Here is a 26427-nt window from a genome sequence, read left to right as displayed (position 1 = left end):
CTGCTGCGTATCTGCTCAGGTTCCTCACGCATCATGGATACACGTGAGGGCGCCGTTCGTTGCAGCTGTGACACGACTGAAATGTGATCGCGTCAAACCACAGGGGAAACAAGGTCGACCAGTGTGCGGGTCAGCTGGACCCGCTGCTCGAACAGCTCCAGCGGAGCGTTGGCCATGCCGAACATCTCGAGCGGCAATGCGGTGAACGCGGCCCGGATCAGCAGCGACCCCAGGTACCCGTAGAGAACCTCCTCCTCGGTCACCTGCAGGCCATCCTCCGCGAGACCCTCCTGGAACCCCTTCAGGATCACCCTGTGTACTGCGGGCAACGCCTCCGGCGCCAGCTCGCCCGCGTGCGCCAGCCCGATCAGCAACTGCCCCAGGTCGAACCCGACCGCCTGTGGGCAGTCGAAACCCCAGTCGATCGCCACGAACTCGTCCGGGCTGTCGTGCGGCACCAGCAGGTTCTGCGGGCTCGCGTCCCCGTGCTGGTAGCACTGCGGCAACGCCTCGAGCGCATCGAGTACGGCGGGGACGCGCTCGCCCAGCGCGAGCAGGTCGTCCCGTAGACGGTGGTCGCCCAGGTGGCAGACCGCGGCGCTCAGCAGTGGGTGCCGCCAGGTCTGGGGATCGGCCAGAGCCGGCAGGGCAGACCTCATGACGCGGCCGCCGGCGTAGTACCGCAGCGCCGTACCGGGAGTGCTGGAGACGACCCGGTCGAGCAGGGGCTCGACGAGATGGGGTTGCCGACGAGCTGACAGCCGTCCGAGCAGGTACGCCGCCCGCTCGAAGCGGTCCATCGGCCACGGACCCCACTCCTGGACGACGTTCTCCATCCACAGCGTCGCGCGGTCGTCGTCGTACACGTCGATGCGGTAGGCGTGCGCCAACCGGAGGCCTGGTGGCATCAGGTCGCCGATGCCGCTCTGGTGAACGGCGATCTCCAACTGCCAGGGCATGTAGTCGATGAAGCTCTGCCGGTACTCCACGGGCACGAACTCGATGATCGGGGAGTGGCGAACGGATTGGAGCTTCTTCACGAAGCACGACCAGTCGCCGCCGTCGAGCGTCGTACCGAAGACACGGTGCAGCGACTCGGTGCTCGGCGTACCGATCCGATAGTCGACAGGCTCGACCCTGACCGCGCCCGCGACGGCCGCCGGATCCCCGGTGATCGTCCGCACGAGCGCGGTCAGGCCCTCCTCCCCCAACGCGTCCCGGCCCAACGGTTCCAGTCCGGTGATCATGTTCCCCCCACGGAAGTTGAGTCACCCTACTCACGTGATAGTAAAGTTGCTTTATGACTTCCGTCAACGACGATCCCCGGCTCGGGGCCGATCACATCGCCGCGCTGCTCGGGCTGGCGCTGCGACGGATCCGGTCGGAGATCCTGGCCACGTCCGAGGACCAGCACCCCGGGCTGCGCGTCTCCCACTACCGCCTGCTCGAACTGATCCCGCCCGACGGCGCCCGCATCACCGACCTCGCCGAGGTCGCGACCATGACGAAACAAGGCCTCGGGCAACACGTCGACTACCTGCAGAAACTCGGATATACCGAGTCCTCCCGCCTTCCCACCGACCGCCGGGTCCGCCTGGTCCGCCGCACACCGCTGGGCGACGAAGCGGTCGCCTACAGCCGAGCCGCCATAGCCCGGGTAGAACAATCCTGGTCCACCCAACTAGGCCCCACCCGCTACGCCCACCTCCGCCAAACCCTCCACGAACTAGGCACCCAGCCATAGAGCGCGGCCGGGGCTGCTTGCGGAACAAATGTTGCACCTGGTGACAGAAATGTTCCGCAGTACAAGACCGGATCACACTGAGGACAGGGCATGGGCTCTAGGCACCAGTTATTGCCTGTTCCCAGTCCCCGCCGGGTGTCTCCAACGCGACAGTGGGCGCGGTTATTCGTGGGTTAGCCGGCGCGGTACGTCGCGATGCTTACGGCGATGTAGTGGCAGATGAAGGCGGCGACGGTGAAGGCGTGGAAGATTTCGTGGAAGCCGAACCAGCGGGGGGAGGGGTTCGGGCGCTTGGTGCCGTAGACGACAGCGCCGATCGAGTACAGGCCGCCGCCGACGGCGATCAGCGTGACGACCGCCGCGCCGCCCGCGTGGTAGATGTCACCCATCCAGAAGATCGCGACCCAGCCCAGGGCCAGGTAGAGCGGGGTGTAGATCCAGCGCGGCGCGCTGAGCCAGAAGATCCGGAACAGGATGCCGAGCGCCGCGCCGCCCCAGGCCAGACCGAGCATCAGCAGCCGGTCGTTACCGTGCAGCAGCACCATGCCGAGCGGCGTGTAGGTGCCGGCGATCAGCAGGAAGATGTTGCTGTGGTCGAGCCGGCGCAGGATCGCCTCACCGGTCGGGCCCCAGTAGAACCGGTGGTACAGCGCGGAGATGCCGAACAGCAGCATCGAGCCGGCGGTATAGACCGCGGCCGCCCAGCGTGCGTTCGCGTGCGGTGCCAGGCAGATCAGGACGATGCCGGCCGCGGTGGCGAACGGGAACGTTCCGGCGTGCAACCACCCGCGGAGCTTCGGCTTGAGCGGGCCGAGCCGCCCGGAGAGCCGGTGACCGAGTTCCTGGGGCTGGGCGCTGGTAGCGGTCATCGCCGTCCTTTCGAGGGGTGTCCGGGCGGTTTATACCTACGCAACCGTAACCTACGGAACCGTAGGTTGCATCGGTCGGAAGAATGAAATGTAGGCGAAGTCACCCGGGTGATGCAGCACGCCCGCGTTTACGATGCCCGAACTTCGCAGAAAGTTCGACCTTTCCGGCAGGTTTCTGTGAGCCACTCCAAGGCCTCTCCGACCGGGGCGAATGTGGGCTAGCCTCGTGACCGAGAGTCTTTGAGGAGAGCACCCTGCCCATGCGGACACCTGGCAAGCAGAAGCTGCGCGACGCGGTCTACGGCCTGTACGAGCGGCGGCTGACCCGATCGCTGTCGCCGGACCGGATCCCGCGGCACATCGGGGTCATCATCGACGGTAACCGGCGCTGGGCCCGCCAGGTCGGCGACCCGGTGTCGCGCGGCCACGAGGCCGGGGCGAACAAGATCTCCGAGTTCCTGAACTGGTGCGACGGCGTCGGCGTCAAGGTGGTCACGGTGTGGATGCTGTCCACCGACAACCTGACCCGTCCGGCCGACGAGCTGGAGCCGCTGCTGCGGATCATCGAGCAGACGGTCGAGGAGCTGACCGCGATCGGCCGTTACCGGATCCACCCGGTCGGCGCACTCGACCTCCTGCCCGGGACCACCGCCGAGGCGCTGAAAGCGGCGGAGACGGCCACCCACGACGTCCAGGGGATGCTCGTGAACGTCGCCGTCGGGTACGGCGGACGTCGCGAGCTCGCCGACGCGGTCCGGTCACTGCTCCTCGAGGAGGCCGCGAAGGGCATCTCGATCGAGGAGCTGGCCGACCGTGTGGACGTGGAGCACATCGCGCGGCACCTGTACACGAAGGGCCAGCCAGACCCCGATCTGGTCATCCGGACGTCGGGTGAGCAGCGCCTGGGCGGCTTCCTGCTCTGGCAGAGCGCGCTGAGCGAGTTCTACTTCTGTGAGGCGCTCTGGCCGGACTTCCGCCACGTCGACTTCCTCCGCGCCATCCGAAGCTACGCGCAGCGCGAGCGTCGCTTCGGGACCTGATCTGCAGCTCCTCAGGGGCTCCGCGGCCGCAGCGTGTGCAGGCGGTGCGGCGTCTCAGGTAGTACGCGTACGTTGCCACGCCCAGCGCCGTACCCCACAGGGTCCAGAGGATGCCGGGGCCGTTGATCGCCCACAGCTCGCCGTCGAGTGGGGCCTGGGTGTTCATCAGGCCGGCCGGGATCAGTACGACGGCCACGATCGAGGCGGGGATGATGGCGAGGCGAGGCGGGACGCGCCGGCCGGCCTTGAACCAGATCCAGCGCGGGTAGATCTCGCCCCACCGGTGCACCAGCCCGTGGGTGAGGACGCCGCCGCCCAGGCCCATCACGGCCAGGCCGAGGCCCATCTCGAGCATTCCGGGCGTGTCGGCCATCATCTGGTGGAACTCGTCGGTGATCCCGACCGGCCAGCCCAGGTACCAGGCGATCCGGGTGAACTCGTACGGAAGGTTCGCCACCACCGCGACCGCGACCGCCCATCGACCCCAGCGGAGTGCAGCCTCCGGTCGCATCCAGGCCGGATCGTGGGTGCCCCGGCCGCACGAGACGCACGCGTTGCGGCTGCGCCGGTGGTACGCGAGCGCCGTCGCCGCCCACAGTAGGCCGCCGACGAACAGGATGATCAGGTTCACGCGATGCCAGTACAGGATGTCGCCGACGCCGTCCTGCGGCCCCGGTACGCCGGTGAACGCGAACACGATCAGCGCCGGGGCCATGGCGACCACCGCGACCAGCGTGTAGTCGGGAATGACGAGCGCGAGGCCCACGGCGAGTACGGCGGCGATTGCCTGCAGGATCGATCCGCGCGGCGTCATCCGGGTCATCACGAGCGCGAGTACGGCGCCCCCGAGCCCGATCGCCGCCATCACGGGCGCGACCACGTGCACCGGCGTACCCTCCAGGATCGACGAGGAGGCCTGATCGTCGGCCACCCGCGCGAACGGGTACCCGGCGCCGCCGAACATCCAGTAGAGCCCGAGTACGCCGTACACGAGGGACCAGAGTGCGGTGGCGTACCCGGTCCACGCCGGCCAGTTCTTCGTCATACGCCGAGCCTCGCCCGCGGCCCGGCGTACGGGATCACCCGGCGGAGTGACCTGGCTCCCTCGGGTGGGGGGAAGGCGTAACACCGTGTTAACCCCGTGGCCGGGCGTGTCGGGCTGCGCCGTTTGCAGGAGGCTCCTACCCTGACATTGACGGTCGGAGGGGAAGCCGGCTGTCACGGGAGGCCCGATCAGTTTGAGAATCTCGTTCCAGCCGGTTGCCCCATGAGGGGCCGAACGGAGTACCCGAGACCTCAGGTCTCGAGCTCGCTGATCGCCGTTGCCGCTCGTGCGGCGGCGCGGACGGGGTCAACACCGGACCCCGAGGGCGGCACCCGACCCATCACCTAACCACTGGCGGGCCGGGGCGAGGGTGTACGTCACGGCCTAGAAGAGGACGTGCGACATGGCCATCCACGCCAAGGCGTCAAGTACCTCATCCACACCGGACCAGCGCACCTTCGTGCTGGACACCTCGGTGCTTCTCTCCGACCCGCACGCGATGCTGCGGTTCGACGAGCACGAGGTGGTCGTTCCGGTGGTCGTCGTCACCGAATTGGAGGCCAAACGGCATCACCCGGAACTCGGCTACTTCGCGCGTACGGCACTACGCCTGCTCGACGAGCTCCGGATACTGCACGGACGACTGGACGCGCCCCTGCCAGTGGGGGAGAAGGGTGGAACTCTCCGGGTCGAGCTGAACCACACCGATCCGGAGACCCTGCCGGCCGGTTTCCGGCTCGGTGACAACGACAGCCGGATCCTTGCCGTGGCCTGCAACTTCATGGCCGAGGGCAAGGACGTCACGCTGGTCTCGAAGGACCTGCCGATGCGGGTCAAGGCATCGGCGTGCGGCCTGATCGCCGAGGAGTACCGCGCGGAGCTGACGCTCGAGTCCGGCTGGACCGGGATGGCGGAGCTCGAGGTCGAGACGCACGTCGTCGACGACCTGTACGAGAACGGGTCGGTCGAGCTGACCGCGGCCGGGGAGTTTCCGACCCACACCGGTCTGGTGATGCTGTCCGACCGGGGCAGCGCGCTGGGCCGGGTGATGCCGGACAAGCGGATCCGGCTGGTGCGCGGCGACCGGGAGGCGTTCGGGATCCGCGGTCGCTCCGCCGAGCAGCGGGTCGCGCTCGATCTGCTGCTGGACCCGGACGTCGGGATCATCTCGCTCGGCGGCCGGGCCGGTACCGGTAAGTCCGCGCTCGCGCTGTGTGCCGGCCTGGAGTCGGTCATGGAACGCCGGCAGCACAAGAAGGTGGTCGTGTTCCGGCCGCTGTTCGCGGTCGGCGGCCAGGAGCTCGGGTACCTGCCGGGCAGCGAGTCGGAGAAGATGCAGCCGTGGGCCCAGGCCGTGTACGACACGCTCGGCGCGCTGACCAGCGGTGACGTGATCGACGAGGTGATCGACCGGGGCATGCTCGAGGTGCTGCCGCTGACCCACATCCGCGGGCGGTCGCTGCACGACGCGTTCGTGATCGTCGACGAGGCGCAGTCGCTGGAGCGGAACGTGCTGCTCACGGTGCTGTCGCGGGTCGGCGCCAACTCGCGGGTGGTGCTCACCCACGACGTGGCGCAGCGGGACAACCTGCGGGTCGGCCGGCACGACGGTGTCGTCGCGGTGGTCGAGCAATTGAAGGGGCACCCGCTGTTCGCGCACGTGACGCTGACCCGCTCGGAGCGGTCGCCGATCGCCGCGCTGGTCACCGAGATGCTCGATGACCTGCAGTTGTAAGGAGTGTTCGTTCAGTTAGGTAATAAGCGTCTGTAAAGCAGAGGTAAGAACGGTGCGGTCGCCACGCGGCGACCGCACCGTTCGTTCGTGACCTGCTTGTGATCACGGTCGGTTTACGCCAGAGTATGTTCTCGTTGCAGCCGACGGGGGTCGGGTTTTCTCGGAAGGACAGATGAAAGCGAAGCGCTCCGTCGCGGTTCTCGCAGTGACTGGAATCGCCGTGGTTTCCGTTGTCGCCGGTATCGACCTCTTCAGCTCTCCTGGGAGCAGTAGTGCGTCGGAGAAGGTGTCCGGGCGGGCCGAGATGGCCGTGCTGAACAGTGGGAAGGCGATCCCTTCCGCGACCACACCGTCGGCCAAGCCGCAGACGGCCGCCGAGATCGCCGCCGAGGCGATCCGGATGCGGAACCAGGTCGAGGCCATCGAGCAGCAGCGCACCGCCTTGCAGGACGCGGCGACCGTCAAGATGAAGGCCAAGAACGCCGCTTTGCTGCGCTATCAGGCACTTCGGGAGGCGCAGCGCTCGTCGAGCGAGGAGCGGGCCAGCCGGGACGCCGAGCGGAAGAAGTACGAGGGCACGCCGAAGGAGGTCGCGATGAACCTCCTCCCCGACCACGGCTGGGGCCAGAGCCAGTTCAGCTGTCTGGAGAAGCTCTGGAACAAGGAGTCCCGCTGGAAGGTCAGCGCCGACAACCCCACCTCGTCGGCGTACGGCATCCCGCAGGCGCTCCCCGGTAACCGGATGGCGGCGTACGGCAAGGACTGGCGGACCAACCCCGTCACCCAGATCAAGTGGGGCCTCGACTACATCGAAGCCACCTACGGCTCCCCCTGCAGCGCCTGGGGCCACTCCCAGGCCAAGGGCTGGTACTGACGCTTACGTCCGAAGAAGTGGCGGGAGGTCCCTCGACTTCTTCGGACGTTGTGGGTCAACCGGGCTGCCAGCCGCGGGCGATGAGGGCGTCGCGCACCTGATTGAGGAAGCGTGCGGGCTCGGTGCGGAGTCCCAGGACCGGGATCCTCAGCACAGCCGACCGTCGTACCGTCAGACTGTTCTGCCGCAAGGCGTCGGCGATCGTCACCGGACCGTGCAGATGATGAACACCTTCGATCTCTACCACGAGGTCGTACTCGGTCCACTCGTTGTCGACCACGGCCCAGCCGTCTCCGAGATCATGGGTCACCTGGCGGTCCGGCTCCGGTAGTGCCGCCGTCCTGCACATTCGGGCGAAGTCCAGTTCCGCCATCGATTGCACGCCGCCTTGGAGATCGACGAGAACCCGGAGCAGGAACTTGCGTCTGCGATGGCGCCGTACTGCCGTCATTGCCTCGGTCAACGTCGCGACGGTGACCAGCCGCTGCTGAGTCGCCATCGTCAGGATCAGCGCGGCCTGCCGGTCGGACGCGGCCCACAGTGCTGCTCGCACCGCGGCCACGGCCGGTCGGACGCGGGGGATTCCGGTGGCGACGAGATCCGCGGGCGACCGGCGCCGGGTTTCGTGCACCACCACGCCTGGCCATCGTCGCGGGCGGCCGGACTTCGGCATCGAGATGTGGACGACCGGCTCGATGAAGCCCGTCAAACCTGCCGCCTGCAACGCGGTCACACCGTCCAGCGCGGCCCGGGACCCGACCTCGATCAATGCGCTCCACCAACGCCCTCGCTCGCAGAGTACGCCGGTCACGTTGCTGATCGACTGCGGTCCACGTCTCGCCCAGCGGCCGGCACGGAGCTCTGCCCTGACGTCCCAGCGCCCGACGCCGACGGCATACAGCTGCCTCCGGCTCGCGACGCCGTACTGCAGGTCGAACAGCTCGCGGCTGCATTCGGCTCGCCGATACCGCTGCACCGCGGACCGCGACTCTCCTCCTTCCACCCGCGAGAGCATCCCCTTCCTCCCCAGATCCCGCCACCGCCTTCGCCCTCCCCTGTGGACAAACCCTTTACGTCCGAAGAACTGGCGGGAGGTCCCGCGACTTCTTCGGACGTAAAGGGATGGGGGAGGATGTGCGCGTGACGGAGTTGGCGCGGAGTCGCGGTGAGCGGGGCGAGCTGGTGCTGCGGCGGCGCGACGACGGGGCGTTGGAGTTGCGGGTCAACGGCGTCTTCGTGATGGACGACCAGGAGACATCGAGCGAGGAGCTGCTGGCGTCGGCGGCGCTGGAGGCGGTACGGCATCCGGATCGGGTGCTTGTCGGTGGGCTGGGGCTCGGGTACACGGTCCGCGCGCTGCTGGCCGACTCCCGCCTCGGTCAGGTGATCGTCGCGGAGATCGAGCCTGACGTGGTGTCCTGGATGCGCTCCGGTCTGGTCCCGTCGATCCTCGACGACCCTCGAGTCGGTGTCGTGGTCGATGACGTCCGCGCGGTCGTCACGGACCTCCCCGACGCGTCCGTCGACGCAATCCTGCTGGACGTCGACAACGGCCCGGACTTCCTTGTCTACAACGAGAACTCGGCCATCTACTCGTCCGGCTTCCTGACCACCTGTCGCAGCAAGCTCCGCGCCGGCGGCGTCCTGACCGTCTGGTCCTCGTCCGCGTCAGCTGCCCTGGAAACCGCCGTCGGCTCGGTCTTCGGGACCTGCGCCGTGAAACCCGTCCCGGTCGAACTCCAGGGCAGGCCCGAGCTGTACTACGTCTATCAAGGCAGCTCGTAGTCCACAGTCACCCGGGCGCCCTGCTCGTCGTGCTCGTAGACGATCGTGCCGGTCAGCCCGGCCAGGTCGCCCTCCGCGGCGACGATCTTGCCCGGTGACGACGTCTGGTCGGCGCTCGCGCCGTGCAGCATCACGAACGAGCCCTTCCGTCCGCCCAGCGTCCCGGTGAACCGCTCGACCGCGGTGTACGCCGCCGGACCGTCGGTGGTCCCCACCATCAGGAGCTCGGCCGCACTGGTGCCGTCGAGATCGTTGCCGGTGAACGTCTTTCCCACGGTCGCGCGGCCGAGCTGGATCGTTCCCGTCTCGTCGTACGCCGCCTGCTCCCACTGGGTGATCTCGAACGTCTGGGTGAACTTCATCCCGTCGCCCCTCCGGTTGTGTCGTTGTCCACAGCTTGTCTATCAGGGCGTTCCGACAACGCCGATCGACGTACTCTTTTTGGCATGGGTGATGACGCGGAATTCAGGATCGAGCACGACACGATGGGCGAGGTCAGGGTGCCTCGGGACGCGTTGTGGCGGGCGCAGACGCAGCGTGCGGTGGAGAACTTCCCGATCTCCGGGCGGCCGCTGGCGCCGGCGCTCGTGCACGCGCTCGCGCAGATCAAGGCCTCGGCCGCGGTCGTGAACGCGTCGCTCGGGGTGCTCGACGCGGACCGGTCGGCCGCGATCGTGGCCGCCGCGGACCAGGTGGCCGCGGGGGAGTTCGACGCGGAGTTCCCGATCGACGTCTTCCAGACCGGTTCGGGGACGTCGACGAACATGAACGCCAACGAGGTCCTGGCCACCCTCGCCACCCGCGCGCTCGGCGCGGACGTGCACCCGAACGATCACGTCAACGCGTCGCAGTCCAGCAATGACACCTTCCCGTCGGCGATCCACGTCGCGGCCACCGCCGGCGTCGTGCAGGAGCTGCTGCCCGCGCTCGAGCACCTCGCGGATTCCCTGTCCCGTAAGGGATCCGAGTTCGCCGAGGTGGTGAAGTCCGGGCGGACGCACCTGATGGACGCGACCCCGGTGACGCTCGGGCAGGAGTTCAACGGCTACGCCCAGCAGATCAGCCGCGGCGCCGCGCGCGTCCGGGCGACGCTCCCGCGGGTCGCCGAGCTGCCGCTGGGCGGCACAGCGGTCGGGACCGGGATCAACACGCCGCCCGGGTTCGCGGCCGCGGTGATCACCGAGCTGAACCGCCGGACCGGGCTGGAGCTGACCGAGGCCGAGGACCACTTCGAGGCTCAGGGCGCGCGTGACGGTCTGGTCGAGCTGTCCGGGCAGCTGAAGACGATCGCGGTCAGCCTGACGAAGATCTGCAACGACCTGCGCTGGATGGGTTCCGGGCCGCGGGCCGGGCTCGGCGAGATCGCACTACCGGACCTGCAACCCGGGTCGAGCATCATGCCGGGCAAGGTGAACCCGGTGATCTGCGAGGCGACGCTGATGGTCGCCGCGCAGGTGATCGGCAACGACACCACCATCACCGTGGCCGGTGCCGGAGGCAACTTCGAGCTGAACGTGATGCTGCCGGTGATCGCGCGCAACCTGCTCGAATCCATCAGCCTGCTGGCGAACAGCTCCCGCCTGCTCGCCGACCGCTGCGTCGACGGCATCACCGCGAACGTCGATCACGCCCGCGCGCTGGCCGAGTCGTCACCGTCGATCGTGACCCCGCTGAACCGCTACATCGGGTACGAGAACGCGGCCGCCGTCGCCAAGAGTGCTTTGAAACAAGGGAAAACGATCCGCGAGGTCGTGATCGAGAACGGTCACGTCGAGAAGGGCGACCTCACCGAGGAGCAGCTGGACGCGGCCCTCGACGTACTGTCCATGACCCGGCCGGCGCAGTCGTGACCGATGGCATGACGCGGTACTGGGAGCCGGGGACGACAATCGAGTGGGTGTACGAAGGCTGGGGGCCGCATGCGGACAAGCCGACCGTGCGGCCGATGACGGTCGTGCGTGACGACGCGGACGGGCTGGTCGCGTGGCTCGCGCCGGGCACGCCACTGCTCAAATCGGTACTCACCGACGGGCACGAGCTGCGGCACGCCGGTCCGATCGGGATGTTCACCGCGGACCGGGTGCTGAAGCTCGACGTCTGGCGCGGGACCGGGATCCTCAAGGTGTCCCCATCGGGGAAGCCATGGTCGGTCTGGTACTTCTGGGGCGCCGACGGGACCTTCCACGGGTGGTACGTGAATCTCGAGCGTGAGCATGTGCGCGACGCGGCATCCCGGCGTACCAGCACTGTCGATCATGTGCTCGATCTCTGGATCAACCCGGACCGCAGCATCGAGTGGAAGGACGAGGACGAGCTGGAGGGTGCGGTCGGCGCCGGGCGGTTCACCACGGCCGAAGCCGAGCAGATCGTCGCCGACGCGCACGCTGCGATCCGTGACATCGAGGCCTGGACGTCGCCGTTCTCCGACGACTGGCAGACCTGGTCCGCTCCGCCGGCCTGGCGGGTGCCCGTCGCGCCGACCTCTCACCAGCCGGATCTGATCGCGGAGGAGCTCCACAGCGGCTGACAACAGGTGGGTCACGAGCGGTTGCATCTGGCTGGTACGGACTTAGCTTGGAGATATGTACACCATCGAGTTGCAAGCAGAGGAGCTTCAGCTTCTGCGATCCGCGCTCAGGAGCTACCTCCAGGCTTTCGGCCACAACGAAGCAGATCTCGTCCAGGCCGCCAAGAAGGTCATGCTCAAATTGCCCGAGGTCGTCGACTCCAAGGCCGGCTGAGTCAGGCCGGTTCCAGTACGGCGACGGGGATCGTCCGCTGAGCCTTCGTCGCGTACTTGCCGATCCGGGGGTCCTCGCGGAGGATCACGTCGGTCCAGACAGTGTGCCGCTCCGGATCGGTCAGCTCCCGTGCGCGCATCGTGGTGTGCACGGCGCCGATCTGTACGTCGGTCGTCTGCGCCGCGCGAAGGTTGCGAAACCAGTCCGGATCCTGCGGCGAGCCCGACCCGGTTCCCCAGACGAGCAGGCCGTCGGGCGTGTCGAGGTACCGCACGCACGTCGACCGCGGTACGCCTGTCCGGCGGCCGGGGGTGGTGAGCATCAGGACATGCACGTCCTTGCTCCCACTCGCCCACCGCCCGTCCAGCGTCTTGTACATCCACACGCCGATCCGGCCACCCACCCGCAACATCCGCTTGCCCATCACCACCACCCCCACCCCGAGCGTCCGGCGACGGCCGGCCAAGGTCAAGCCCTCGCCCCGCATCTCCGCCCGGGGAGAACCCGTCAGCTGCGCGGGCGGACCGTCAGCGGGACGGGCTTCCGCGTGTCGGTGAAGAAGTCGTTGCCTTTGTCGTCGACGACGATGAAGGCGGGGAAGTCCTCGACCTGGATCTTCCAGATCGCCTCCATGCCGAGCTCCGGGTACTCGATCACGTCGACCGACTTGATGCAGTCCTGCGCGAGCCGCGCGGCCGGCCCGCCGATCGACCCGAGGTAGAACCCGCCGTGCTCCTTGCACGCCGCCGTCACCTTCGCCGATCGGTTGCCCTTGGCAAGCATGACGAACGACCCACCGGCCGCCTGGAACTGATCGACGTACGCATCCATCCGCCCCGCCGTCGTCGGCCCGAACGACCCGGACGCATAACCCTCGGGCGTCTTCGCCGGCCCCGCGTAGTACACCGCGTGGTCCCGCAGGTACGACGGCATCGGCTCGCCCGCGTCCAGCCGCTCCTTGATCTTCGCGTGCGCGATGTCCCGCGCCACCACCAGCGGCCCGGTCAGCGACAGCCGCGTCTTCACCGGAAGCTTGGACAGCTCGGCGCGGATCTCGCTCATCGGCCGGTTCAGGTCGACGCGTACGACGTCGGTGTCGTCGGACAGGTGCTCGTCGGTGGTGTCCGGCAGGAACCGCGCCGGGTCGCGCTCGAGCTGCTCGAGGAACACACCTTCCGGCGTGATCTTCGCCAGCGCCTGCCGGTCCGCCGAGCAGGACACCGCGATCGCGACCGGGCAGGACGCGCCGTGCCGCGGTAGCCGGATCACGCGGACGTCGTGGCAGAAGTACTTCCCGCCGAACTGCGCGCCGATCCCGAACTCCTGCGTCAGCTTGAAGACCTCCTCCTCCAGCTCCACGTCCCGGAACCCGTGCCCCACCGGCGATCCCGTGGTCGGCAGCGTGTCGAGGTAGTGCGCGGAGGCGTACTTCGCGGTCTTCAGCGCGTACTCCGCCGACGTACCGCCGACCACGACCGCGAGGTGGTACGGCGGGCAGGCCGCCGTACCGAGAGAACGGATCTTCTCGTCCAGGAACTCCATCATCCGCGACGGGTTCAGCACCGCCTTGGTCTCCTGGTAGAGGAACGACTTGTTCGCGGAGCCGCCGCCCTTGGCCATGAACAGGAACTTGTACGCCGGGTCGCCGTGCTGAGGCGTCGAGTACAGCTCGATCTGCGCCGGGAGGTTGGAGCCGGTGTTCTTCTCATCCCACATGGTCAGCGGGGCCATCTGCGAGTAGCGCAGGTTCAGCTTGGTGTAGGCGTCGTACACGCCGCGGCTGATCCACTCCTCGTCGACCGCGCCGGTCAGGACGCCCTCGGACTTCTTGCCCATCACGATCGCGGTGCCGGTGTCCTGGCACATCGGGAGGACGCCGCCGGCCGAGATGTTCGCGTTCTTCAGCAGGTCGAGCGCGACGAACCGGTCGTTCCCGGACGCCTCCGGGTCGTCGATGATCCGGCGCAGCTGCGCGAGGTGCGCGGTGCGCAGGTAGTGCGAGATGTCGTGCATCGCCTCGGCGGTCAGCGCCTGCAGGACGTCCGGCTGGATCTGCAGGAACGTCCGATCGCCTGCGGTGAACGTGCTGACACCCTCCGTCGTCAGCAGCCGGTACTCCGTCTCGTCGGCACCCAACGGCAACAGGTCGGAGTAGTTGAAGTCGGCAGACACCGGGCATACCTCCACACAAACTGGACTGGACGCCCAAGTCTAGGCCTCTGGCTCAGGGGTCGGATCAGGGGTGAATCGGGGAGGAAACGGGTCTGCGGGCGGTGGTCGGCCCGCGTATGGTTTTGGGGTGGCCCAGGATGACGTTCCCCAGGAGAACCGCCCGCAGGATGTCGTGCCCGCGCAGGGCGGTGACGATCCGGCGCTGCGACGGCGCGTGTCCGACCTCGAGCGGGAGGAGGTCGCCGACATTCTCCGCGACGCCGCGGGCGAGGGCCGGCTGTCGTACACCGAGCTCGAGGACCGGCTCGAGACGCTGTACGCCTCCAAGACGTACGGCGAACTCGTCGAGCTGACCGCCGACCTGCCGAACGGCCCGCGTGCGCAGAGCGTGCCGTCGACCACCACCCCGCAGTACGGCGGCGCGCTGGTGGAGACCGGGCCGGTGATCAACGTGTTCATGTCCGAGTCGAAGCGGATGGGCGGCTGGCTGGTCCCGCAGCGCCAAGAGGTGAACGCGGTGCTCGGCGACGTCACGCTCGACTACACCGAGGCGCAGATCCCGTTCGACGAGATCACGATCGACGTGAAGTCGATCCTCGCCGACGTGAAGATCCGGGTCCCGCAGAACGCGATCGTCCTGCTCGACAGCAACCCGATCCTCGGCTCCGTCTCCGAACAGGAAGCCGGCCTCAAAGCCGTCCCCGACCCGAACGCGCAGCCCACCGCCCCCAAACGCTTCCACATCCGCGGCACGGCCATCCTCGGCGAGATCAAGATCAAACGCGGCCCCCGCCTGTCCAAGCGCCTCGGCCTGACCTAGACACCCGCCTTCCGGCGCTCCTCCAACACGTCCTGGAGCCAGGTCTGCAGAGCTTGCAGGTCGTTGACGTGTTGCTGGGTGAGCGTCAGGTTCTTGGCCCAGACGTTCTTGGGGTTGATCTGGATGTGGCGGGCCATCTTGGGGCCGGAGATGGGGCCGATGGAGCCGATCTCGTCCCAGGGCATGAAGCGGCGGCGGCCTTGGTGGATGCCTCGGTGGTCGATGACGAGGACCGGGCGTTGGGTGATGAGCTGCCACGCGATGGTGATGACAACCCCGGCGTACCCGGTGATCAGTAGGTAGGCGGGGACGGGCCACCCGCCGTCGTGCATGTCTGCGACGCTGTTCAGGCCCATGACGCCCAGGGGAAGCAGCAACAGCAGCGGGAACTGCAGGAACGACCAGCGGCGGAGTGGGAACTCGACGCGGCCGTTGCGGTGCCACTCGACCATCCACGCCTCAGGCAGCCGTTCACCCATCACGGTCATGTTGCCCCCAGCCCTCACGACTCCCCCCGGAGCGGGACCACTGTAGTGCACCACACTCGGCGCATGCGCCGTACTCGGAGTGCTCAGTGGTGTCGGGTGCCTCGTTGGGTGGTGGCGGTCCAGCGGCCGGCGTGGCGGTTGATTTCGATTGGGTGGTCGAACGTTGCCGAGATCAGTTCGGTGCTGATCACGTCGTCGACCGGCCCGGCGGACAGCACCTGCCCCTTGCGGAGGAGGGCGGCGTGCGTCGTACAGGTGGGGAGTTCCTCGAGGTGGTGGGTGACGAGGACCCACGTCAGGTGCGGGTGGCTCAGGTGGATCTGATCGAGCGTCTCCAGCAGCTGCTCGCGCGCCGCGACGTCCAGGCCCGTCGACGGCTCGTCCAGCAGGAGCAACCGCGGGTCGGAGATCAGCGCCCGCGCGATCAGTGCGCGACCACGCTCGCCCTGGGACAGCGTGGTCCAGTGCGCGCCGGCCAGCCCGCCGATCCCGAGCAGGTCGATCAGTTCGAGAGCGCGCGCCTCCTGCGCAGGTGTCGGCTGCCAGCGCGGCATGCGTTCGATCGTCCCGGTGAGACCGGTCAGTACGACGTCCTGGATGTTCAGCGGCGACCGCAGCGGGTGCCGCGGATTCACGTGCCCGATGGATTCCCGCAGGGTGCGAATGTCGACCGTACCGAGGCGGCGTCCGAGGATCTCGACCGTACCGCGGGTCGGATGCGTGACCGCGCCGCACAGCCCGAGCAGTGTGCTCTTGCCCGCACCGTTCGGCCCGAGCAGCGCCCACCGCTCACCCTCGCCCGCGGTCAGCGACACCCCGGACAGCAACGCCTTGCCGTCCCGGACGAAGTCGACGTCCTTCAGTTCGAGCACCCGTAGACCTCCTCGTACATCGCCTTCAACTCCTCCGCACTCGCTTCCCGCCCGCTCGCGTCCGTACGTCGCTGTACGTGCTGCGCGAACTCCCGCTCCTGTTCCGGAGACAGCCGAATGCCGTACACAGACTCCAGTACGTGCGCGATCCCGCCCTTACCGGACTGGCTGTTCACCCGTACGACGGCCTCGTACCCGCGCCCCACGTCCGCCGGATCGATCGGCAGATAAGGCACTTCCCAGACACCGGGCCCCTGGACGGCGAACCCTTTCCGGATCGCGTCCTGATGGGTCCCCGAGAAGGCGGTGTAGACGAGTTCCCCGACGTACGGGTGCCGCGGATGGATCGGCATCCGGGTGCAGTACTCGACCACCGAGCGGATCCCGTCGATGTCGGAAAAGTCGATCATCGGGTCGACGCCCTGCGCGTGCAGGTTGAGCGCGAGGGTGGCGATGTCGACGTTGCCGGTGCGTTCGCCGTTGCCGAAGACGCAGCCCTCGACGCGCTGCGCTCCCGCTAGCACTGCTAGCTCTGCGCAAGCGACCCCCGTACCGCGGTCGTTGTGCGGATGCACGGACAGGATGACGCCGTCGCGGCGCGGCAGGTTCTGGTGCATGTACTCGATCTGGTCGGCGTACACGTTCGGTGTCGCGGCCTCGATCGTCGCGGGCAGGTTCAGGATCACGGGCCGCTCCGGCGTCGCGTCCCACTGCTTGGTGAGGTGGTCCGCCAGTTCGAGCACGTAGTCCGGCTCGGTCAGGTTGTAGACCTCGGGAGAGAACTGGAACCGCACCGAGTCCCCGGCCAGCCGCAGGATCTCCTGGGACCCGGCGTAGATCATCGACGCCAGTTCGTCCCGCGTACGACGCAGTACGACGTCCCGCCAGACCGGCGCGGTCGCGGCGTACATGTGGATCACCACGTCGCCGCGCATCCCGGCGACCGACTCGACTGTCCTGGCGATCAGGTCCGCGCGCGCCGGAGTGAACACGACGATCGTGACGTCGTCGGGGACCAGGTCGGACTCCGCCAGCAGGCGGACGAAGTCGAAGTCGGTCTGGGACGCGGACGGGTAGCCGACCTCGATCTCTTTGTAGCCGATGGCAACCATCAGCTCGAAGAACCGGCGCTTGCGCTCAGGGTCCATCGGGTCGGCCAGCGCCTGGTTGCCGTCCCGGAGGTCGACCGGCACCCAGAGCGGCGCCTGAGTGATCCGGCGGTCCGGCCAGGTGCGGTCGACGGGTGCGACCGGGACCCTGGCGAAGATGTCGCGGTAGCGGTGGCTGGGCATCGGGGAGGGCTGCTGACGGTTCATGACGGGTGGTCCTTCCGGGGAACGGGGGAGGACCGGCGGACGACTGCACTCCACGGAGGGAGCGCCGGTCGAATCAGCTCCCGCCGTGGCGGCCAAGAAGGAGGAGACCCGGAAGCAAGCGCATGCCGAGCACCGTATCAACTCCTCAGACAAGCTGACAACCTGACCTGTCTCTAGAATGTCCGCCATGATTCGTCGTCACCCCCTGGCCGAGCAGGCAGCCGAGGAGTTGCTGCGCCGGATCGGGAGCGGTGAATGGGCCCTCGGCGCCAAGCTTCCCGGAGAGACCACGCTGGCCGCGCAGCTCGGCGTCGGGCGGTCCACCATCCGCGAGGCCGTGCGGGAACTGGCCGGCCGGCGGGTGCTGGAGAGCCGGCAGGGCGCGGGCGTGTTCGTGATCGCGCTCCAGGCCGCCGAGGACTGGGACAAGGTGCTGCGCAAGGCCGACATCACCGACGTACTGGAAGGCCGGCTGGCGATCGAGACCGAGGCCGCCCGGCTGGCGGCGACCCGTCGTACCCCGGCCGACCTGAAGAACTTCCGCTACACGCTCGCGGACCGTCAGCGGGCCGCGGTGAAGGCGCCCGACGACTGGTACATCGAGGCCGATCTCGCGTTCCACCGCGCGGTGGTGACGGCCGCGCACAACGCCGTACTCACGGAGCTGTTCGACACGTTCGTGCCGCGGATCCGGCGGGCGATGATCGACATGCTCAAGCTCGACGAGGAGCACCGGCATCGCCACGACCAGGCCGCCCACGAGGCGATTGCGGACGCCATCCGCGCCAAGGACCCGGACCTCGCCGCGGCGCGCTCCCGCGACCACCTCAGCGCCGTACGGAGCTCAATCCGCTAGATGTCGCTCGTGGAGTGAGCGCAGCCAGGGCGTGAGGGCGTTGAGGTCCTCGACGTTGTCCTGCGGGATGGAGATCGGCCGCGTACGGCGGTCCGCCGGGTTCACCTGCACCGCGCGCGCCAACGGCCAGCCGGCGGGCTCGTCGATGCTGGTGATGCCGGACCACCGCAGGCTGCGGCCCCGGGTGATGCCCTCGGCGTCCACCGTGATGACCGGGCGGTTGGTGATCAGCTGCCACGCGGTCCAGCCGGTGCCGTAGACGAACGCCGCGAGCGCTGTCAGCCGCAGTACGCCGAGTGCGCCCGAGATCCCGTCCGCGCGCAGGTGCTCGACGTTCGTCCAGGCCGACAGCACCATCAGCAGACCGAAGCCCACCAGCCGCACCGCGAGCCTGCTGCGGCGCGGGCGAAAGTCCACGCTGCCGTTGGACTCCAGTTCGGAGCTCCAGCTCTCGGCAGACACCTCTCAGGAACCCCACTTCTCCGTGTGCTCGGCAGCGGTCGGCGGGTCGGCGCCGTGGCGGGTGCAGGTGATCGCCGCCGCCTTCACCGCGTAGTCGACGACGTCCCGCAGGTCCTCGACCGTCAGTCCAGCCAGCCGCCGCTCGCCGAGCAACCCGCGCCGGAGCAGTCCGGTGATCAGAGCCGCCATCAGAGAGTCGCCGGCGCCCACTGTGTCGACCACCTCGATCGTCGGTGCGGAAACCTCGACCCGCACACCCCGGCCGACGCCGAGCGCGCCGCTTCCGCCGCGAGTGATCACCACGCACTGCGTCCGCTCGGCCGTCAGCAGCTCCTCCGCGATGTCGTCGAGCGAGACACCGGGCCGGAAGAACTCGCAGTCCTCGTCGCTCAGCTTCACCAGGTCGGACAGGGCCGCGAGTTCGCGAACGGCGGCCCACGCCGGCACCGGATCGGGGGTGATCGCCGGCCGCGCGTTCGGGTCGAGCGTGACCGTCACGGGCTGATCCGCGACCGACTTCAGGAACTCACGAATCGCGCTCGCCCCAGGCTCGAGCATCATCGCGATCGACCCGGTGTGGATCGCCGGGCAGCCGCGGGTCAGCGACAGCGCCGGCGGGTCCCAGGTCATGTCGAACTTGTAGGTCGCCACCCCGTCGGCGTCCAGGGTCGCGGTCGCGGTGCTGGTCCGGACGGCGGGATCCACCGTCCCGGGCGCGAGCTGGACCCCGTTCCCGAACAGGTGCGCGCCGAGCAGGTCGCCGTACGGATCGGTGCCGAAGCGGGCCACCAGCTCGGTCGGGACGCCCATCCGCGCGAGCCCGACCGCGACGTTCGCGGCGAACCCGCCGGGGATCGCCTTCGGCTTGCCGTTGCCGTTGCGGTTCTTGGCAGCGGTCCCGACGATGTCCACGAGAGCCTCGCCGATGACGAGGACAGGTGTGCTCATCGGGCGTGCTCGAAGTCGATGGCGGAGTACGCGCGGAGCTTCTCGAGCTGGTGGACGCTTTCGATGGAACGGATCGTGCCGCTGCGCGAGCGCATCACGAGCGAGTGCGTACGGGCGGTCGAGCGGCCGTAGCGGACCCCGCGGAGCAGTTCGCCGTCGGTGATGCCGGTCGCGACGAAGAAGCAGTCGTCGCCGCTCACCAGGTCGTCGGTGTCGAGCACCTGGTCCAGGTCGTGCCCGGCGTCGAGCGCCTGCTGCCGCTCCGCGTCGTTCCGCGGCCAGAGCTTGCCCTGGATCTTCCCGCCCAGGCACTTCATCGCGCAGGCGGCGATGATGCCTTCCGGCGTACCGCCGATACCGAGCAGCATGTCCAGACCGGTGTCCGGACGGGCCGCCTCGACCGCGCCGGCCACGTCGCCGTCGGAGATGAACTTGATCCGGGCGCCGGTGGCGCGGATCTGGGTGGCGAGCTCGTCGTGCCGCGGACGGTCCAGCAGTACGACGGTGACGTCGTCGACCGAGCTGCCCTTCGCCTTCGCGACGCGGCGGATGTTCTCGGCGACCGGGAGCCGGATGTCGACCACCTCGGCCGCCTCCGGTCCGACGACGAGCTTCTCCATGTAGAAGACCGCGGACGGGTCGTACATCGAGTTGCGCGCGGACACCGCCATCACCGCGATGCCGTTGGCCATGCCCTTCGCGACCAGCGTCGTACCGTCGACCGGGTCGACCGCCACGTCGCAGGCCGGGCCTTCGCCGGAGCCGACCTGCTCGCCGTTGTAGAGCATCGGGGCGTTGTCCTTCTCGCCCTCGCCGATCACCACGACACCGTCCATACCGACAGTGCCGATCAGCGTACGCATCGCGTTCACCGCCGCGCCGTCGGCGCCGTTCTTGTCGCCGCGGCCGACCCAGCGGCCCGCCGCCATCGCCGCGGCCTCGGTGACCCGGACCAGTTCGAGCGCCAGGTTCCGGTCGGGCGCGTGCGCGTCGACCTCGAGATGGGCAGGTGGCGTAGTCGGGTCGCTCATGCTTCCGCCTCGCTGGCGCTCGGCTCCAGCATGAGCGACAAGGTCGGCTCTGTTGTTGTTCGCTCGCTGCGCTCGCTCATGCCAACGGATCGTAGCCAACGTCCTTGGCCGCTGTTCGGGCGGATTGCACCTCGCGAGACACTGTCGGTATGAGTTCGACAGGTCAGGGCGCTTCCAACGACGCCGCAGCGCAGGAGAAGGCGCGCGAGAAGGCGCAGATCCAGGCGGAGGCGAACGAGTACCGGCAGGCGTACCGGCGGGACAAGCGGAAGTCGCAGACCGTCGGGAACATGGTGTTCGCGCTGGTGATCTGCCTCGCCGTGGTCGCGTTCCTGATCACCGTCACGTGGCGCCCGAAGAAAGAGGCGGAGCCCAAGGCGGTCGAGTACACCGCCCAGTTGCAGGATGCCCGCAAGGCCGCCTCCTGGGTCCGCGGACCGGAGCCGATGCCGTCCGGCTGGACCGCGACCAGCGTGGAGTTCCGCACCCCGCAGCAGGAGCCGATCACCTGGCACCTCGGGATCGTGACGAACGAGAAGAAATACGTCGGCCTCGAGCAGTCGAATGTCAGCGGCGGGAAATACGTCGCCGAGAAGCTCGGCCGGACGTCGGACGACGGTACGACGTCGGTCGGCGGCGTGACCTGGCAACGCAAGGTGCTGCTCGACCGGAAGAACGAGAACGCCTTGCTCCTGGTGGGTTCCGGGGTGACGACGATCGTCGCCGGAAATGCCGGATATCCGGCGCTTGAAGCGTTCGCTTCGGTCCTGCGCTGATATTTGTGCTGACCTGCGGTAGGCCGCAGGCTGCCCATTTTCCGGTCATTTCCGCCCACTTTCCGGACGGTCGTTGACACGTGCCCATGGCAAAGGGTTCGATCGAGGCTCGGCTTGCGTACGCTCGGGGACCAGCAGAAGGGTCGTCGAATGGTCGCGCTGTCCCGGGTGGGGAGTTGACCCGCAAATGTTCATCACGGGGCTTTTGCTGGGCGCGGACAGTTCGCCGCATCTCGGTTCTCCCTGGCAGTTGCTGGCCTATCAGGGCGGCACGCTGCTCGGCGCCGCGCTGGAGAGCGCGCGGGAGTGTTCGTTCGACCAACTGGTCGTGACGCTCGGCAGCGCGTCGGAGCAGGTCCACGACCGGATCGACCTCGACGGTGTGCGGGTGGTCGAGTCGCCGCACTCCGACACCGGTAGTGCGTCGATCGTGCCGGCGCTGGACGCGGTCGACCGGCGGGCGGACGGGATCGTCGTACTGCTCGGTGATCAGCCCGGGATCACGTCCGCCACCGTCTGGTCGCTCGTCGCCGAGGCCTCCACGCCGATCGGCGTCAGCCGGTACGACGACGGCGAGAGCTACCCGTGCTGGTTCGGCCGCGAGCTCTTCGGCGAACTCCGCGGCCTGCGCAGCGACGCCGACCTCTGGAACCCGATCCACGAAGGCACCCACCCCGTCACCCGAGTAGATGCCATCGGCAACATCCCGCCCCGCGCCACCACCTGGTCCGCCTACCACCAACTCCTCGCCGGCGGCCCCGCCCCCACCGACGACCTCCCCCTGGACACCCACCCCCTCCCGCTCTCCACCCGAGCCCGCCGCCGACGCCGCGCCCCCAACTAACCCCCGCTCCACAACCACCCCACCCAGCCACCACCCCACCCGGCCACCACCCCACCCGGCCACCACCCCACCCGGCCACCACCCCACCCGGGCGGCCCGACCACACACCAACCGACCTGCGCGGCCCACCGCTTACCGCCTGACCCGCGGGCTCCCCGCCGTGCCCGCCTCCGCGTTTGATGGGTAGGCCAGCCAAATTGCTGGGTTGGCCAGGCAAATTGGGGGTTCTGGACCGGTAACCAGGGTGTGGAACCCCGCATTTCGCTGGTCGACCCACCAAATGCAGGCGGGTGGGTGGGTGGGCGGATGCGGCGAGGGGGAGGGGAGAGCGGGTGCGGGCAGGCGGGGTGCGGGCAAGCGGGGCGGGCAAGCGGGGCGGGCAAGCGGGGTGGGCAAGCGGGGTGGGCAAGCGGGGTGGGCAAGCGGGGTGGGTGGTTAGTCGGCGCCGGCCAGGCGGAGGCCGACGACGCCGGTGACGATGAGGGCGATGCAGGCGAGGCGGGTGGGGGTGATCGGCTCGTGGAACAGGACGATGCCGAGGGTGACGACGCCGACCGAGCCGATCCCGGTCCAGATCGCGTACGCCGTACCGACCGGGAGCCGATCGAGTGTCTTCGCGAGCAGGACGACCGAGATCACGCCGAACACGAGCACGCCGAGCGTCGGCCACAGCCGGCTGAAGCCCTCGCTCGGTTTCAGGCTGAGCGCGAACGCGATCTCGAACGCCGCCGCGGCCAGCAGGATGAGCCACGCCATCAGGCCGCCAGTGCTCCTCGCAGATGCCGGTGCGTGACGGTCGCGACCCGCGCGCCGAGCGCGGCCGCGGTCCGCAGGTCGGTGGCCGGCGGCGCCTTCTCCGCGGACAGGTCGGCGTCGGACTGCGCCATCGCGCCGAGCCAGCTACCGAGCCGGTTGAGGTCCTCGATGCTCGCGGTGCTCTCCGCCCAGCCCGGGTAGATGTCCAGGCCGACCCAGATCATCCCGTGCTGCGCGGCGAACACGGACAGATCGACCAGGCTGTTCAGCTTGTCGCCGGACATCGCTTTCGAGTTCGTGAAACCGGCCGCGATCTTGTCCCGCCACCCGAGGTCGGCCGCCCAGATCCGCACGCTCTCCTCGGCGAACTTCTTGAACACCCAACTCGGGCTCCCCATGTACGTCGGTGCGCCGAAGACGATCGCGTCGGCAGCGGTCAGCCGCTCCCAGACCTCCTCGGTCAGTTCGTCCACCGGCACCAGATCGGTCGTTGTCCCCGGAACCGACGCGGCGCCCGCGGCCACCGCTTCGGCCTGCTTCGCGGTGTGACCGTAGCCCGAGTGATAGGCGATCGCGATCCGAGCGTTGCTCATGCTTCCTCCTGAGTCTTTAGCGGACTACAGTCCGTCTTATGAACGACAGTACCGGACCGCGGTCCGCTTTACAACGGAGTCTGCCGGTCGTGGGGGAGCCGCGGCCGGAACGGGCTGATGCGCGACGCAACCGGCTGCGGGTTCTGGAGGCCGCGGAGCGGCTGTTCACCGAGCGGGGCGTGAAGAACGTCTCGCTGGACGCGATCGCCGCGGAAGCGGGCGTGGGGAAGGGGACCGTGTTCCGCCGGTTCGGTGATCGCGCCGGCCTGGCGGTCGCGCTGCTCGACGAGCGCGAGCAGGAACTGCAGGCGAAGATCATCAGCGGCCCGCCGCCGCTCGGGCCGGGCGCGCCGCCCGTCGTCCGGGTGATGGCGTTCCTCGACGCGTACCTCGACCTACTCGATCGCCACGTCGCGCTGTTCATGGACAGCGAGAACGCGTCGGACGGCGCGCGCTACCGCATCGGCTCGTACCACCTCTGGCACCGCCACCTGTCTCACCTGATCGAAGCCGCACGCCCCGAACTCGACGCCGACTACACGGCGCACGTCCTGCTGGCACCGCTAGCAGCCGACCTGCACAACGCCCTCCGCGAACAGGGCTACGACCTCACCCGCCTGAAAACCGGCCTCCAAGCAGTAGCAACAAGCCTGCTACCCGCCTGATCAGAACCTGCCTTTGATCGTGATCATGTCGCTCGCCTGGCCGGTGACGGCCTTCACGCCAGGGGTGCGGTCAGCCTGATCTCGGGGAGGTCACCGAGCGAGGAGTGGGTGCGGTCGGGTGTTTCCGTGAAGCCGTAGCGCGTGTAGAAGCGGCGCGCGCGGATATTTGCCTCGAGCACCCAAAGACGGACATTGATGCATCCGGCGTCGCGGAGATCGGCACAGGCGGCGTCTGTCAAGGCGCGTCCGGCGCCGGCTCCCCAGTGGTCGGGGTGAACGAAGAGCGCGTACAGCTCCCCGGTGTTCGGTGGGGCGGACTCATCACGCTCCGGCCCGACACCGGCGTACCCGATCACCTGCTCGCCGAGGACGGCTACGTGAATCCGAGACCGTCCGGCGGCGATGCTGTCCGCCCAGGAGGCCGCGATCGAGCCGGGGTCCATCGCGTCCAGAAAGTCCTGCGGTACGAGCCCGGTGAAAGCACCTCGCCAGCTGGCCACCCGAGCCTCGGCAGCCCCCAACAGGTCCGAGGCCCGAGCTGCCCGAGTCGTCAGCTCGGAGATCAGTTGGACTTCTCTTCCTGGGCGGCCTGGGCTTTGGTGAGGCGTTCGCGGGCGCCGTCCAGCCAGCGTTGGCAGGTGCCGGCCAGTTCTTCGCCGCGTTCCCACAGGGCGAGGGATTCTTCGAGGCTGGTGCCGCCGGCTTCGAGTTTGCGGACGACCTCGACAAGCTCCTCGCGGGCCTGTTCGTAGGTCATCTCGGGTCGGTCGCCGCTCACTGGTCCTCCTCGGACTTGACTTCGACCGCGAAGCGGCCGTCACTGACGCGCGCCTGCAGCAGGTCACCCGGCGCCACCTGCGCCACTTCCCGTACGGCGGTGCCGTCGGCCAACTGCAGCACGGAGTACCCGCGTTCGAGCGTCGCCTTCGGGGACAACGCCCGTACGCTCGCCAACCGGTGCGTGATGTCGTCGCTCGCCCGGTCGAGCCGATGGGTGAGCGTCCGCCGATTGCGCTCGACCAGGGCCGCGATCTCGTCGGACCGTCGCTGCAGGTCGGACACCGGCGCCGCCAGCGCCGGCCGGGAACGGATCGCCGCCAGCGCGTGCGTCTCGCGGTCCAGCCAGGACCGGATCGCCCGCAGGCCGCGTTCGCGCAACTGCCGCACGCCGTCGAGTTCCTCGCGCACGTCCGGCACGATCCGCTTCGCCGCGTCGGTCGGCGTCGACGCCCGCAGGTCCGCGACCAGGTCGAGCAGCGGTGAGTCCGGCTCGTGCCCGATCGCGCTCACCACCGGCGTACCCGTCTTCGACACCGCCCGGATCAGGCCCTCGTCGGAGAACGGCAGCAGATCCTCCAGCGACCCGCCGCCGCGCGCGATCACGATCACCTCGACCGCGTCGTCAGCGTCCAGCTTCCGCAGCGCGGTCATCACCTCAGCGGCCGCCGACGGCCCCTGCACCGACGCGTACTCGATCCGGAACGCGACCGCCGGCCACCGCCGCTTGGCGTTCTCCAGTACGTCGCGCTCGGCCGCCGAATCCCGTCCGCAGATCAGCCCGATCGTGTGCGGGAGGAACGGCAGCTTCCGCTTCCGGTACGGCTCGAACAGGCCTTCGGCGGCGAGCAGCTGTTTCAGCCGCTCGATCCGGGCCAGCAGCTCGCCGATCCCGACGTGGCGGATCTCGTTGACGGCGAGCGCGAGCGTGCCGCGGCGGGCGAAGAAGTTCGGCTTGGCGTGCACCAGCACCCGCGAGCCGTCGTGGACGTCGACCGCCTCGAACACCCGCCGGTTGCAGGTGAACCGCAACGAGATGTCCGCGTCGGTGTCCCGCAGCGTCCCGAAGACCGTCGTCGTACCGCGCCCGATCGAGACGTCCGTCAGCTGCCCCTCGACCCACACGGCACCGAGCTGGTTGATCCAGCTCGCGATCCCGTTCGCGATCGTCCGGACGGCCGCAGGCGCTTCCGGCGAGGTCTCCAAAGCCACGCCCCA

Annotated in this window: 30 protein-coding genes; 13 read left to right on the top strand and 17 right to left on the bottom strand. The window is 68.7% G+C overall.

Translation table 11 applies throughout. The features are described from left to right. Positions 1-92 precede the first annotated feature (92 nt). Positions 93-1247 (bottom strand): phosphotransferase, encoded by a 1155-nt coding sequence (locus tag E0H50_RS06790; RefSeq protein ID WP_131285725.1) that lies wholly within the window; start codon positions 1245-1247, stop codon positions 93-95. A 53-nt stretch (positions 1248-1300) separates the two neighbouring features. Here E0H50_RS06790 and E0H50_RS06785 point away from each other — a divergent pair, with 53 nt between their 5' ends. Continuing rightward, positions 1301-1744 carry a MarR family winged helix-turn-helix transcriptional regulator gene (locus E0H50_RS06785; RefSeq protein ID WP_131285724.1) on the top strand — a complete coding sequence of 148 codons (444 nt, stop codon included), beginning with the start codon at positions 1301-1303 and terminating at the stop codon, positions 1742-1744. Positions 1745-1917: 173 nt separating this feature from the next. Here the strand turns inward: E0H50_RS06785 and trhA are convergent, their stop codons facing one another. Further along, positions 1918-2613 (bottom strand): PAQR family membrane homeostasis protein TrhA, encoded by a 696-nt coding sequence (trhA, locus tag E0H50_RS06780; protein ID WP_131285723.1) that lies wholly within the window; start codon positions 2611-2613, stop codon positions 1918-1920. A gap of 260 nt (positions 2614-2873) precedes the next feature. On the opposite strand from trhA, the gene E0H50_RS06775 reads away from it, so the two are divergent. From E0H50_RS06775 to E0H50_RS06760, 3 genes are all read left to right on the top strand, one after another. Next, positions 2874-3653: an isoprenyl transferase gene (locus E0H50_RS06775; RefSeq protein WP_131285722.1), complete on the top strand. Its 780-nt coding sequence runs from the start codon at positions 2874-2876 to the stop codon at positions 3651-3653. A gap of 1448 nt (positions 3654-5101) precedes the next feature. After that, positions 5102-6433 (top strand): PhoH family protein, encoded by a 1332-nt coding sequence (locus tag E0H50_RS06765; RefSeq protein ID WP_131285721.1) that lies wholly within the window; start codon positions 5102-5104, stop codon positions 6431-6433. A gap of 172 nt (positions 6434-6605) precedes the next feature. Further along, entirely contained in the window at positions 6606-7307 is a 702-nt protein-coding gene (locus E0H50_RS06760) for an aggregation-promoting factor C-terminal-like domain-containing protein (protein WP_131285720.1), read from the top strand. A gap of 55 nt (positions 7308-7362) precedes the next feature. On the opposite strand, the gene E0H50_RS06755 is transcribed toward E0H50_RS06760, so the two are convergent. Continuing rightward, on the bottom strand, positions 7363-8322 hold the full coding sequence (locus E0H50_RS06755; RefSeq protein ID WP_131285719.1) for a hypothetical protein: 960 nt from the start codon (positions 8320-8322) through the stop codon (positions 7363-7365). A 125-nt stretch (positions 8323-8447) separates the two neighbouring features. Here E0H50_RS06755 and E0H50_RS06750 point away from each other — a divergent pair, with 125 nt between their 5' ends. Next, the gene (locus tag E0H50_RS06750) at positions 8448-9092 is read left to right on the top strand and encodes a spermine/spermidine synthase domain-containing protein (protein ID WP_131285718.1); all 645 of its coding nucleotides are present in this window, start codon (positions 8448-8450) and stop codon (positions 9090-9092) included. Here the strand turns inward: E0H50_RS06750 and E0H50_RS06745 are convergent. After that, the gene (locus E0H50_RS06745; RefSeq protein WP_131285717.1) at positions 9077-9454 is read right to left on the bottom strand and encodes a DUF3224 domain-containing protein; all 378 of its coding nucleotides are present in this window, start codon (positions 9452-9454) and stop codon (positions 9077-9079) included. The two genes, E0H50_RS06750 and E0H50_RS06745, sit on opposite strands and share 16 nt — an antisense overlap. A gap of 84 nt (positions 9455-9538) precedes the next feature. Between E0H50_RS06745 and E0H50_RS06740 the strand changes: the two genes are divergently transcribed. The 3 genes from E0H50_RS06740 to E0H50_RS42785 are packed head-to-tail and all read left to right on the top strand — an operon-like array spanning position 9539 to position 11833. Beyond that, positions 9539-10942, top strand: a complete 1404-nt coding sequence (locus E0H50_RS06740) for a class II fumarate hydratase (RefSeq protein WP_131285716.1) — start codon at positions 9539-9541, stop codon at positions 10940-10942. A gap of 8 nt (positions 10943-10950) precedes the next feature. Further along, on the top strand, positions 10951-11619 hold the full coding sequence (locus E0H50_RS06735; RefSeq protein WP_131285715.1) for a ribonuclease FAU-1 family protein: 669 nt from the start codon (positions 10951-10953) through the stop codon (positions 11617-11619). 55 nt (positions 11620-11674) lie between these two features. Continuing rightward, positions 11675-11833, top strand: a complete 159-nt coding sequence (locus E0H50_RS42785) for a hypothetical protein (protein ID WP_165547016.1) — start codon at positions 11675-11677, stop codon at positions 11831-11833. A 1-nt stretch (position 11834) separates the two neighbouring features. Here the strand turns inward: E0H50_RS42785 and E0H50_RS06730 are convergent, their stop codons facing one another. Further along, the gene (locus tag E0H50_RS06730; RefSeq protein WP_165547015.1) at positions 11835-12257 is read right to left on the bottom strand and encodes a nitroreductase/quinone reductase family protein; all 423 of its coding nucleotides are present in this window, start codon (positions 12255-12257) and stop codon (positions 11835-11837) included. An 83-nt stretch (positions 12258-12340) separates the two neighbouring features. Continuing rightward, entirely contained in the window at positions 12341-14005 is a 1665-nt protein-coding gene (locus E0H50_RS06725; protein WP_131285713.1) for a fumarate hydratase, read from the bottom strand. Positions 14006-14132: 127 nt separating this feature from the next. On the opposite strand from E0H50_RS06725, the gene E0H50_RS06720 reads away from it, so the two are divergent. Further along, positions 14133-14825, top strand: coding sequence for a DUF1707 SHOCT-like domain-containing protein (locus E0H50_RS06720; RefSeq protein WP_131285712.1), 693 nt, complete (start codon positions 14133-14135; stop codon positions 14823-14825). Here E0H50_RS06720 and E0H50_RS06715 read toward each other — a convergent pair. The 3 genes from E0H50_RS06715 to E0H50_RS06705 form a co-directional block, all read right to left on the bottom strand. Next, positions 14822-15304, bottom strand: coding sequence for a hypothetical protein (locus E0H50_RS06715; RefSeq protein WP_131285711.1), 483 nt, complete (start codon positions 15302-15304; stop codon positions 14822-14824). The genes E0H50_RS06720 and E0H50_RS06715 overlap by 4 nt on opposite strands. A 92-nt stretch (positions 15305-15396) precedes the next feature. Continuing rightward, positions 15397-16185, bottom strand: coding sequence for an ABC transporter ATP-binding protein (locus E0H50_RS06710; RefSeq protein ID WP_131285710.1), 789 nt, complete (start codon positions 16183-16185; stop codon positions 15397-15399). Then, on the bottom strand, positions 16173-17501 hold the full coding sequence (locus E0H50_RS06705; RefSeq protein ID WP_238150811.1) for a 2-isopropylmalate synthase: 1329 nt from the start codon (positions 17499-17501) through the stop codon (positions 16173-16175). Before E0H50_RS06705 ends, E0H50_RS06710 begins: the two co-directional genes overlap by 13 nt. A 187-nt stretch (positions 17502-17688) precedes the next feature. On the opposite strand from E0H50_RS06705, the gene E0H50_RS06700 reads away from it, so the two are divergent. Beyond that, entirely contained in the window at positions 17689-18357 is a 669-nt protein-coding gene (locus E0H50_RS06700; protein WP_238150810.1) for a FadR/GntR family transcriptional regulator, read from the top strand. On the opposite strand, the gene E0H50_RS06695 is transcribed toward E0H50_RS06700, so the two are convergent. From E0H50_RS06695 to glpX, 3 genes are read right to left on the bottom strand one after another with little or no spacing between them, the layout of a single operon-like run. Next, a complete protein-coding gene (locus tag E0H50_RS06695; RefSeq protein ID WP_131285708.1) occupies positions 18346-18819 on the bottom strand; it encodes a hypothetical protein in 474 nt (157 codons plus the stop codon). The two genes, E0H50_RS06700 and E0H50_RS06695, sit on opposite strands and share 12 nt — an antisense overlap. A gap of 3 nt (positions 18820-18822) precedes the next feature. Next, a complete protein-coding gene (locus E0H50_RS06690) occupies positions 18823-19767 on the bottom strand; it encodes a carbohydrate kinase family protein (protein WP_131285707.1) in 945 nt (314 codons plus the stop codon). After that, positions 19764-20798 (bottom strand): class II fructose-bisphosphatase, encoded by a 1035-nt coding sequence (gene glpX, locus E0H50_RS06685; RefSeq protein WP_131285706.1) that lies wholly within the window; start codon positions 20796-20798, stop codon positions 19764-19766. Before glpX ends, E0H50_RS06690 begins: the two co-directional genes overlap by 4 nt. Before the next feature lie 149 nt (positions 20799-20947). On the opposite strand from glpX, the gene E0H50_RS06680 reads away from it, so the two are divergent. Further along, a complete protein-coding gene (locus E0H50_RS06680; RefSeq protein ID WP_131285705.1) occupies positions 20948-21574 on the top strand; it encodes a DUF4245 domain-containing protein in 627 nt (208 codons plus the stop codon). Positions 21575-21761: 187 nt separating this feature from the next. After that, positions 21762-22418: a nucleotidyltransferase family protein gene (locus tag E0H50_RS44180; RefSeq protein WP_131285704.1), complete on the top strand. Its 657-nt coding sequence runs from the start codon at positions 21762-21764 to the stop codon at positions 22416-22418. Positions 22419-22853: 435 nt separating this feature from the next. Here E0H50_RS44180 and E0H50_RS06670 read toward each other — a convergent pair whose 3' ends face one another. Together E0H50_RS06670 and E0H50_RS06665 are read right to left on the bottom strand one after the other, a co-directional pair. After that, positions 22854-23174, bottom strand: a complete 321-nt coding sequence (locus tag E0H50_RS06670; RefSeq protein ID WP_131285703.1) for a DMT family transporter — start codon at positions 23172-23174, stop codon at positions 22854-22856. Next, positions 23174-23767: a flavodoxin family protein gene (locus tag E0H50_RS06665; RefSeq protein WP_131285702.1), complete on the bottom strand. Its 594-nt coding sequence runs from the start codon at positions 23765-23767 to the stop codon at positions 23174-23176. The genes E0H50_RS06670 and E0H50_RS06665 overlap by 1 nt, the downstream gene beginning before the upstream one ends. 38 nt (positions 23768-23805) lie before the next feature. On the opposite strand from E0H50_RS06665, the gene E0H50_RS06660 reads away from it, so the two are divergent. Then, the gene (locus E0H50_RS06660) at positions 23806-24432 is read left to right on the top strand and encodes a TetR/AcrR family transcriptional regulator (RefSeq protein ID WP_131285701.1); all 627 of its coding nucleotides are present in this window, start codon (positions 23806-23808) and stop codon (positions 24430-24432) included. A gap of 53 nt (positions 24433-24485) precedes the next feature. Here E0H50_RS06660 and E0H50_RS06655 read toward each other — a convergent pair whose 3' ends face one another. The 3 genes from E0H50_RS06655 to xseA all read right to left on the bottom strand — a co-directional run bounded on the left by E0H50_RS06655 (position 24486) and on the right by xseA (position 26421). Beyond that, positions 24486-24932, bottom strand: coding sequence for a GNAT family N-acetyltransferase (locus E0H50_RS06655; protein ID WP_131285700.1), 447 nt, complete (start codon positions 24930-24932; stop codon positions 24486-24488). 62 nt (positions 24933-24994) lie between these two features. Next, the gene (locus E0H50_RS06650; protein ID WP_131286047.1) at positions 24995-25189 is read right to left on the bottom strand and encodes an exodeoxyribonuclease VII small subunit; all 195 of its coding nucleotides are present in this window, start codon (positions 25187-25189) and stop codon (positions 24995-24997) included. Positions 25190-25206: 17 nt separating this feature from the next. Beyond that, positions 25207-26421 (bottom strand): exodeoxyribonuclease VII large subunit, encoded by a 1215-nt coding sequence (gene xseA / locus E0H50_RS06645; protein ID WP_131285699.1) that lies wholly within the window; start codon positions 26419-26421, stop codon positions 25207-25209. Positions 26422-26427: the final 6 nt, after the last annotated feature.

The organism is Kribbella sindirgiensis (assembly GCF_004331435.1).
Classification (GTDB): Bacteria; Actinomycetota; Actinomycetes; order Propionibacteriales; family Kribbellaceae; genus Kribbella; species Kribbella sindirgiensis.
The sequence above is the reverse complement of the archived record's forward strand: the minus strand, read 5'-3'. Positions and strand labels throughout refer to the sequence as shown.

Bases quoted from the DNA above. Each gene is read 5' to 3' on its own strand.
- E0H50_RS06790 (WP_131285725.1), bottom strand. From the start codon at position 1,247: ATGATCACCGGACTGGAACCGTTGGGCCGGGACGCGTTGGGGGAGGAG.
- E0H50_RS06785 (WP_131285724.1), top strand. From the start codon at position 1,301: ATGACTTCCGTCAACGACGATCCCCGGCTCGGGGCCGATCACATCGCC.
- trhA (WP_131285723.1), bottom strand. From the start codon at position 2,613: ATGACCGCTACCAGCGCCCAGCCCCAGGAACTCGGTCACCGGCTCTCC.
- E0H50_RS06775 (WP_131285722.1), top strand. From the start codon at position 2,874: ATGCGGACACCTGGCAAGCAGAAGCTGCGCGACGCGGTCTACGGCCTG.
- E0H50_RS06765 (WP_131285721.1), top strand. From the start codon at position 5,102: ATGGCCATCCACGCCAAGGCGTCAAGTACCTCATCCACACCGGACCAG.
- E0H50_RS06760 (WP_131285720.1), top strand. From the start codon at position 6,606: ATGAAAGCGAAGCGCTCCGTCGCGGTTCTCGCAGTGACTGGAATCGCC.
- E0H50_RS06755 (WP_131285719.1), bottom strand. From the start codon at position 8,322: ATGCTCTCGCGGGTGGAAGGAGGAGAGTCGCGGTCCGCGGTGCAGCGG.
- E0H50_RS06745 (WP_131285717.1), bottom strand. From the start codon at position 9,454: ATGAAGTTCACCCAGACGTTCGAGATCACCCAGTGGGAGCAGGCGGCG.
- E0H50_RS06740 (WP_131285716.1), top strand. From the start codon at position 9,539: ATGGGTGATGACGCGGAATTCAGGATCGAGCACGACACGATGGGCGAG.
- E0H50_RS06735 (WP_131285715.1), top strand. From the start codon at position 10,951: ATGACGCGGTACTGGGAGCCGGGGACGACAATCGAGTGGGTGTACGAA.
- E0H50_RS42785 (WP_165547016.1), top strand. From the start codon at position 11,675: ATGTACACCATCGAGTTGCAAGCAGAGGAGCTTCAGCTTCTGCGATCC.
- E0H50_RS06730 (WP_165547015.1), bottom strand. From the start codon at position 12,257: ATGGGCAAGCGGATGTTGCGGGTGGGTGGCCGGATCGGCGTGTGGATG.
- E0H50_RS06715 (WP_131285711.1), bottom strand. From the start codon at position 15,304: ATGGGTGAACGGCTGCCTGAGGCGTGGATGGTCGAGTGGCACCGCAAC.
- E0H50_RS06705 (WP_238150811.1), bottom strand. From the start codon at position 17,501: ATGAACCGTCAGCAGCCCTCCCCGATGCCCAGCCACCGCTACCGCGAC.
- E0H50_RS06700 (WP_238150810.1), top strand. From the start codon at position 17,689: ATGATTCGTCGTCACCCCCTGGCCGAGCAGGCAGCCGAGGAGTTGCTG.
- E0H50_RS06690 (WP_131285707.1), bottom strand. From the start codon at position 19,767: ATGAGCACACCTGTCCTCGTCATCGGCGAGGCTCTCGTGGACATCGTC.
- glpX (WP_131285706.1), bottom strand. From the start codon at position 20,798: ATGAGCGACCCGACTACGCCACCTGCCCATCTCGAGGTCGACGCGCAC.
- E0H50_RS06680 (WP_131285705.1), top strand. From the start codon at position 20,948: ATGAGTTCGACAGGTCAGGGCGCTTCCAACGACGCCGCAGCGCAGGAG.
- E0H50_RS44180 (WP_131285704.1), top strand. From the start codon at position 21,762: ATGTTCATCACGGGGCTTTTGCTGGGCGCGGACAGTTCGCCGCATCTC.
- E0H50_RS06670 (WP_131285703.1), bottom strand. From the start codon at position 23,174: ATGGCGTGGCTCATCCTGCTGGCCGCGGCGGCGTTCGAGATCGCGTTC.
- E0H50_RS06665 (WP_131285702.1), bottom strand. From the start codon at position 23,767: ATGAGCAACGCTCGGATCGCGATCGCCTATCACTCGGGCTACGGTCAC.
- E0H50_RS06660 (WP_131285701.1), top strand. From the start codon at position 23,806: ATGAACGACAGTACCGGACCGCGGTCCGCTTTACAACGGAGTCTGCCG.
- E0H50_RS06650 (WP_131286047.1), bottom strand. From the start codon at position 25,189: ATGACCTACGAACAGGCCCGCGAGGAGCTTGTCGAGGTCGTCCGCAAA.